8 protein-coding genes are annotated in these 6,218 nt (G+C 63.8%); 7 read left to right on the top strand and 1 reads right to left on the bottom strand.

Annotated elements, in window-relative coordinates:
• Positions 1-79: 79 nt before the first annotated feature.
• The 7 genes from VF497_RS16615 to VF497_RS16585 all read left to right on the top strand — a co-directional run bounded on the left by VF497_RS16615 (position 80) and on the right by VF497_RS16585 (position 5,437).
• Positions 80-733: a DoxX family protein gene (locus VF497_RS16615; RefSeq protein WP_330890780.1), complete on the top strand. Its 654-nt coding sequence runs from the start codon at positions 80-82 to the stop codon at positions 731-733.
• Entirely contained in the window at positions 730-1,194 is a 465-nt protein-coding gene (locus VF497_RS16610) for a hypothetical protein (protein WP_330890778.1), read from the top strand. Before VF497_RS16615 ends, VF497_RS16610 begins: the two co-directional genes overlap by 4 nt.
• A gap of 72 nt (positions 1,195-1,266) precedes the next feature.
• A complete protein-coding gene (rnt, locus tag VF497_RS16605) occupies positions 1,267-1,914 on the top strand; it encodes a ribonuclease T (protein ID WP_330890777.1) in 648 nt (215 codons plus the stop codon).
• 53 nt (positions 1,915-1,967) lie between these two features.
• Complete coding sequence (locus VF497_RS16600) at positions 1,968-2,585, top strand: ParB-like protein (RefSeq protein ID WP_330890775.1); 618 nt, start codon at positions 1,968-1,970, stop codon at positions 2,583-2,585.
• 101 nt (positions 2,586-2,686) lie between these two features.
• Positions 2,687-3,718: a YXWGXW repeat-containing protein gene (locus VF497_RS16595; RefSeq protein ID WP_330890773.1), complete on the top strand. Its 1,032-nt coding sequence runs from the start codon at positions 2,687-2,689 to the stop codon at positions 3,716-3,718.
• 145 nt (positions 3,719-3,863) lie between these two features.
• Positions 3,864-4,145, top strand: coding sequence for a zinc ribbon domain-containing protein (locus VF497_RS16590; protein WP_330890771.1), 282 nt, complete (start codon positions 3,864-3,866; stop codon positions 4,143-4,145).
• 44 nt (positions 4,146-4,189) lie between these two features.
• Entirely contained in the window at positions 4,190-5,437 is a 1,248-nt protein-coding gene (locus VF497_RS16585; RefSeq protein ID WP_330890769.1) for a hypothetical protein, read from the top strand.
• Positions 5,438-5,482: 45 nt separating this feature from the next.
• Here VF497_RS16585 and VF497_RS16580 read toward each other — a convergent pair.
• Positions 5,483-6,218, bottom strand: a 736-nt coding sequence (locus VF497_RS16580; protein ID WP_330890767.1) for an acyltransferase, incomplete at its 5' end; no start/stop codon positions are given.

Below are 6,218 nucleotides of genomic sequence, written 5' to 3'. Positions count from 1 at the left end.
CGAGGCTATCCTCGGCACAACCGTGTAAGGATTTGCCGGCGCGCGCGTCCAATCGGCAATACAACAACCGGGGAACGCCGTGCAAAACCTGATCCCGCTGTGGGAATCGCTCGCCGCGCGCCTGCGCGGCATCGGCCAGATCGTGCCGCCGCTGGTCCTGCGCCTGATCATGGCGTTCGAGTTTTGGCAGTCCGGACTGGAGAAATATGCTGGCGACAACTGGTTCGCCGATATCCAGGACAAGTTCCCGTTTCCGTTCTCGGCGATTCCGGCGAACTTGAGCTGGTTTCTCGCCACCTGGCTCGAAATCGGCGGTGCGCTGCTGCTGCTCATCGGCCTGTTCACCCGCTTCGCTGCCTACTCGCTGTTCGTGCTGACCTTCGTCGCCACCGCGGCCGTGCACTGGCCCGACATGATCACGATGTGGAGCGACCTGGCCAAGGGCTACGCGATCACCGACATGGGCCACGGCAACTTCAAGCTGCCGCTGCTGTTCGTGGTCATGCTGCTGCCGATCATCTTCCAGGGGCCGGGCAAGATCAGCCTGGACTATCTGCTCTGCCGCGGGCTCAAGGCCGACCCGATGCCCGCACCGATCGCCGACGCCTGGGCCTGGGGCTTCGCCGCACTCGCGCTCGGCATTCCGTTCGCGATGCTGATTCCGACCGTCGGCGCCGTCCTGATCCTGCTCGCGCTGGCGCTGTTCGCGTTTGCGCGCTTCGCCCGCGCATGAACACGCCGGCACCAGCACGCGACCCGGCTGCGCCTTCGCGCGTGCTTTCCGCCGTACGCCGCAACGCGGTCGCGCTGATCAGCCTGTCGGTGGCGCTGTTCTCGACGAGCTACAACACCTGGCGCAACCAGACCACCGAGGCGCATCGCAATGTGCGCGAAGCTTCGTTCAAGCTGCTTGAGGAATGCGGCGAACTGCAACAGCTCGCCCAACATCGCTACTACGGCGGCGACCATTCACAGATGAACTGGATCGCCGGCTGGGGCCACGCGACGCTGATCCACGACATGGCGCCGCTGGTGTCGAAAGACGTGCAGGTGCGCGCCGATGCCTTGTTCGTTTCCTGGAAGGAAAACGCTGGCGAACTAGAGAGCGGTCAGGGCGACTCGGCACAGCACATCGAAGCGGCGATCGATGCGCTGACCGGCGAGGTGCGCAGCGAGTTGCTCACGCTGCACTAGGATCTCTGCACACTCTAGGTGATTGTTTCCGTCAAGATTGTGGGAAGGGGGTCGCACGGCTATCCTCGCCGTATGTCCACCCCCGCCGCCAGCAACGCACACTCGACGAAATATGCCGAACGTTTCCGCGGCTTCCTGCCGGTCGTCGTCGACGTCGAGACCGGCGGCTTCGACAACGAACGCGATGCGCTGCTCGAGATCGCTGCCAGCGTCGTGCGCATGGACGAAAACGGCAATGTCCATCCCGACAAGGTCGTATCGACGCATGTCGTGCCGTTTCCGGGCGCGAACATCGATCCGCGTGCGCTCGAAATCACCGGCATCGACCCGACCCATCCGTTCCGCGCGGCGGTCGAGGAGCGCGAGGCGCTCGACCTGATCTTCCGCCCGATCCGTCGCGCGCTGCGCGAGTACGAGTGCTCGCGCGCCGTGCTCGTCGGCCACAACGCCTCGTTCGATCTTGGCTTCCTCAACGCCGCGATCCGCCGCGTCGGCTACAAGCGCAGCCCGTTCCACCTGTTCAGCTGCTTCGACACGGCCACGCTCGGCGGCCTCGCCTACGGCCAGACCGTGCTCAGCCGCGCCGTACAGGCCGCCGGCTTCGAGTGGAACGAGGCGGAAGCGCACTCCGCCGTCTACGACGCGGAACGCACCGCGCTGCTGTTCTGCGAGATCGTCAACCGCTGGAAAACGATGAGCGACGCCTGTCGTGCGTCATAGGCGTTGCTAACATTAGGCGGAGCATATTTGCGTCTTTGCCCGGAGTTGTATCCATGCCCCTTTCGCGCGAACCCCGCCTGCATCCGGTCGCGATCACCGAATTGCGCCCGACCCAGATCACCGTCGGCATGCGCGAGGTCGAAGCCAAGCGCCGAAGCTGGAAAGACCATCCCGACTACAAGAAGGGCGATTTCCTCGGCAAGCACATGATCCCGGTCATCTGGGGACACGACGGCCGCTACTACGTGATCGACCATCATCACCTGACCCTGGCCCTGCACAAGGAAGGCGTCAAGCACATCGCCGTCACCGTCATCTCCGACCTGCGCGGACTGGATGAAGAATCGTTCTGGTTCAACCTCGACAATCGCGGCTGGATGCATCCGTTCGATGCGAAGGGGCAGCGCCGCGGCTACAAGGACGTGCCGAAGAAGATCACCCAGCTCGTCGACGACCCGTTCCGCAGCCTTGCCGGCGAACTGCGCCGCACGGGCGGCTTCGCCAAGGACACGACGCCGTTCAGCGAATTCCTCTGGGCCGATTTCCTGCGCCGCAGGATCAAGCCGAAGCAGGTCCAGACCAATTTCGACAAGGCCTTGGAAAAAGCCCTGAAGCTTGCCAAGAGCGAAGACGCCAACTACCTGCCAGGCTGGTGCGGAGCGATCGCCTGATCGACAAGCTGAACGGACCCCGCACGCCGGCGCAGCTCCTGTCCGCGCGGCGCCACTAGCCGCGTTGTGGAGGTTGCGGCATCCAATTTCGGGAGAATTCCATGAACGTTGCTGGCTCCATCCATCACACCCCGCGCATGCGCATCTGGCTCGCCCGCTCGCTCGTCGCCGTTGCGGCCGCGACGGCGTTGAACGTGGTGACCATGCCCGCCGCGCACGCCGCCGTGTTCGTCTCGGTCAACTTCGCCCCACCCGTGCTGCCGGTCTACGTGCAGCCGGCCATCCCGGGACCGGGCTATATCTGGACACCGGGCTACTGGGCCTACGATCCGGTCAGCGGCTACTACTGGGTGCCAGGCACCTGGGTGCTGCCGCCGTACACGGGCGCGCTGTGGACGCCGGGCTACTGGGGCTGGGCCGATGGCGCCTACCTGTTCCATCCCGGCTACTGGGGCCTGCACGTCGGCTATTACGGCGGCATCAACTACGGCTTCGGCTACGTCGGCGTCGGCTACTTCGGCGGTTACTGGGGTCCGCGCGGGTTCTACTACAACCGCGAGGTCAACCACATCACCAACGTCAATATCACCAACGTCTATAACAAGACGGTCGTGGTCAACAACAACGTGACGCGCTTCAGTTACAACGGCCCCGGCGGCATCACCGCGCGACCGACCGCCGAGGAAACGCGCTTCGCCAACGAGCGCCACACGCCGGCCATCGCCGCGCAGATGCAGCACCAGACGCTGGCGAGCCGCAACGAGGCGATGCGTGCATCGGTGAACCACGGCAACCCGACGATCGCGGCGACAGCACGACCGGGCATGTTCACCGCGCGCCAGGTCAATCAGACAACGATGCCGAACAATCGTCCCGCAATGCGTTCGGCAAACTACGCGCCGCGTCAAGGCACGGCATCGCAGGCGAATTTCGCGGCGCACAATCCGGCGATGCATACGACCGGCAATCCGCCGGCGAACTACGCAGCACGAAGCTATGCGCCTCATGCCTCGGCGCCGCAGATGAACGCTCGCCCGGCGCCCATGCCGCACGCCAACGCCGCGCCACACGCGAATGCCGAGCGGGCCGCGCCGCACGGACCAGCACATGAAGGCAAGAACGAACATCGCTGAGCGCGTGAAACAAGTCGAAACGAGGCCGTCCTTGCGACGGCCTCGCTTTTTCCGCTTTGGCGGATTCCACCGTCCAATCGCTTGAGTTCGTGAAGCGACGGTCCCATCATCGGGGCGACAACCTGAGTTTCCTTCAACGAAGACCATGCCGATCTACGAATACGCCGCCGTCGACCAGGGCTGCGCCCACTGCGAGGCGCACTTCGACCTGCGCCAGAAGCTCGCTGATGCGGAACTGACCGCCTGCCCGCAATGCGGCGCACCGGTCAAGCGCGTGCTGAGCGCGCCGAACGTGGCGATCGGCAGCGCGCATGTGCTCAAGGAAAGCAACGTCGAGAAGAAGGGTTTCACCCAGTATCGCCGCGCCGGCAAGGGCGTGTACGAGAAAACGGTCGGCAACGGGCCGAAGTACATCAGCGGGGATTAACGCAAGGCCCGTATCATTGCCGCATCGCCGATCCGGAAAACATGATGCGCGCTTTTTCGACATTGCTGCTCATTGCAGCATTGATTCCGTTCACACCTCCCGCCGCAGCGGCACCGGGCAGTCCCTCGGCAAAGACGGACGCCAAGATCGATGCGCATCAAGACAGCGCGCCGCGGCACTACGGCGAGCGCGGGTTTTACACGCACAACGGCAGCACGCAGAACCAGAGCGTGCTTTACGTTGCCGACTCGCTCGATGCCGCGCCGCGCGCATTGCTCGATCCGAACATGTTGTCGAAGAGCGGCTCCTTCGCACTCAAGCAGTGGACGGTGAGCGATGACGGAAAATACGTGGCCTACGGATTGTCTTCCGCCGGCTCCGACTGGGAAGAATGGCATGTGCTCGACGTAGACACTGCCAAGCCCACCGACGACGTGCTCAAGCGGGTGAAATCCTCGACCACGAGCTGGCGACGTGACGGCACGGGTTTCTTCTACAGCCGCTACGACGAGCATGGCAAGGACGCCGCCGACAAAATCCAGAGGCTGTACTTCCATCGCCTCGGCGACGACCAGGACGACGACCTGCTGATCTACGAGAACAAGGATCAACCGGGCTGGACCTTCGCTGCCGAAGTCAGCGACGACGGCCGCTGGCTCATCGTCCGCGTCGCGCGCGGCGATGGGCCAGACAACCTGGTGTTGTATCGCGACCTCGCCAAGCCCTACCGGCAGAAGGGTGAAAAAAAGAAGACGTCGAAAGCCGCGGTACCCGGCCCGAACGTGCGCAACATGCAGGGCAAGAAGATCAAGACCGAATCGGTGGTCACGCCGATCGAAACCCTGATCGGCGACTGGAGCGCAGCCTGGGAATTCCTCGGCAGCACGAAGAACACGCTGTACTTCCTCACCGACGCGGATGCGCCGCGCCGTCGTATTGTCGCGATCGACATCGACAATCCTGCCAAGGCGAACTGGAAGGAAATCGTGCCGCAGGCAAAGGACATGCTGCAAAGCGCGCGCATCGTCAACCGCAGCTTGGTCGCGGCTTACGCGCAGGATGCGCACAGCATCGTGCGCACGTTCGACCTCAAGGGCAAATCACTCGGCGACATCACCCTGCCCGGCACCGGCACGGTGTCGGACTTCAGCGGGCGTCCGCGCGACCAGGTGGTTTTTTATACTTTTTCAAGCCCTTCCGCGCCACCTGCGGTGTATCGCTACGACCTGAGCCTGCAAAGCGGCGGTGTCTGGCGTGCGCCCGAAACGCGGCCAGTTCGGCAAGATAGGTAAGCGCAGCCCACAAGGATCGGAAACAAACCGTCCCTGCCGCGATTCTCACCTGCTCGCGATCCGGTCGCGCCAGCGTAGGATCGGCGACTCGAAGAAGTGATAGAGCAGCGCCGAACAGGCGATCGATAGGACAACGAACACGACGGCGCCGAACAGGCACTCCGCCGGCGTCGACGCCTTCCACGGCAACAAGGACAGGCTGCGCATCACCGCCAACTGGCACAAGTAGAGCGAATACGACCACAGCGCGATGCGGCTTGTTGCAGCCTGCACGAATTGCGGCGCACCAGTCGCTCGCCACTCGGCGGCGAGCGGCAGCATCGCCGCGAGACTCGCAGGTATCAGGTTGAACAAAAAGGTTCGCGCGAAAAAATCATGGTCGCGCGGCAGCAGGAAGAACGCGAGTGCCATGCCGACCATGCCACAGGCCCCTGCGACGGCCCAGCGCCGACGGCTTTGCATCGACAGGTCGCGCACGTTGCAGAACCACGCGGCAATGACGCCATAGATGAACGCGTCGAGACGAAGCGCGGCGATCTTGCGCACGCCCGAATCCCACAGCGGGTCGAACCGCAACACATAGCCGATGCGGATCGCGCTGATGAGCGCGATCGCCGCAAGCAGCCAGACCACCACGCTGCCGCGCCCTTTCACCAGGCGGACAACGACCAGCGTCGCCAGCGGCGCGATCAGGTAGAACAGTTCCTCGACCGACAGGCTCCACGCTTCCGAAAACAGCGGCGGATGCGGCCAGGCGAAGTTCTGCAGGAAAACGAGAAAC

The organism is Rudaea sp. (assembly GCF_036383415.1).
Lineage (GTDB): Bacteria > Pseudomonadota > Gammaproteobacteria > Xanthomonadales > Rhodanobacteraceae > Rudaea.
Note: the sequence above shows the minus strand (reverse complement) of the source record. Positions and strands in the feature narration are given on the sequence as shown.

Bases quoted from the DNA above. Each gene is read 5' to 3' on its own strand.
- VF497_RS16585 (WP_330890769.1), top strand. From the start codon at position 4,190: ATGCGCGCTTTTTCGACATTGCTGCTCATTGCAGCATTGATTCCGTTC.
- rnt (WP_330890777.1), top strand. From the start codon at position 1,267: ATGTCCACCCCCGCCGCCAGCAACGCACACTCGACGAAATATGCCGAA.
- VF497_RS16590 (WP_330890771.1), top strand. From the start codon at position 3,864: ATGCCGATCTACGAATACGCCGCCGTCGACCAGGGCTGCGCCCACTGC.
- VF497_RS16600 (WP_330890775.1), top strand. From the start codon at position 1,968: ATGCCCCTTTCGCGCGAACCCCGCCTGCATCCGGTCGCGATCACCGAA.
- VF497_RS16595 (WP_330890773.1), top strand. From the start codon at position 2,687: ATGAACGTTGCTGGCTCCATCCATCACACCCCGCGCATGCGCATCTGG.
- VF497_RS16610 (WP_330890778.1), top strand. From the start codon at position 730: ATGAACACGCCGGCACCAGCACGCGACCCGGCTGCGCCTTCGCGCGTG.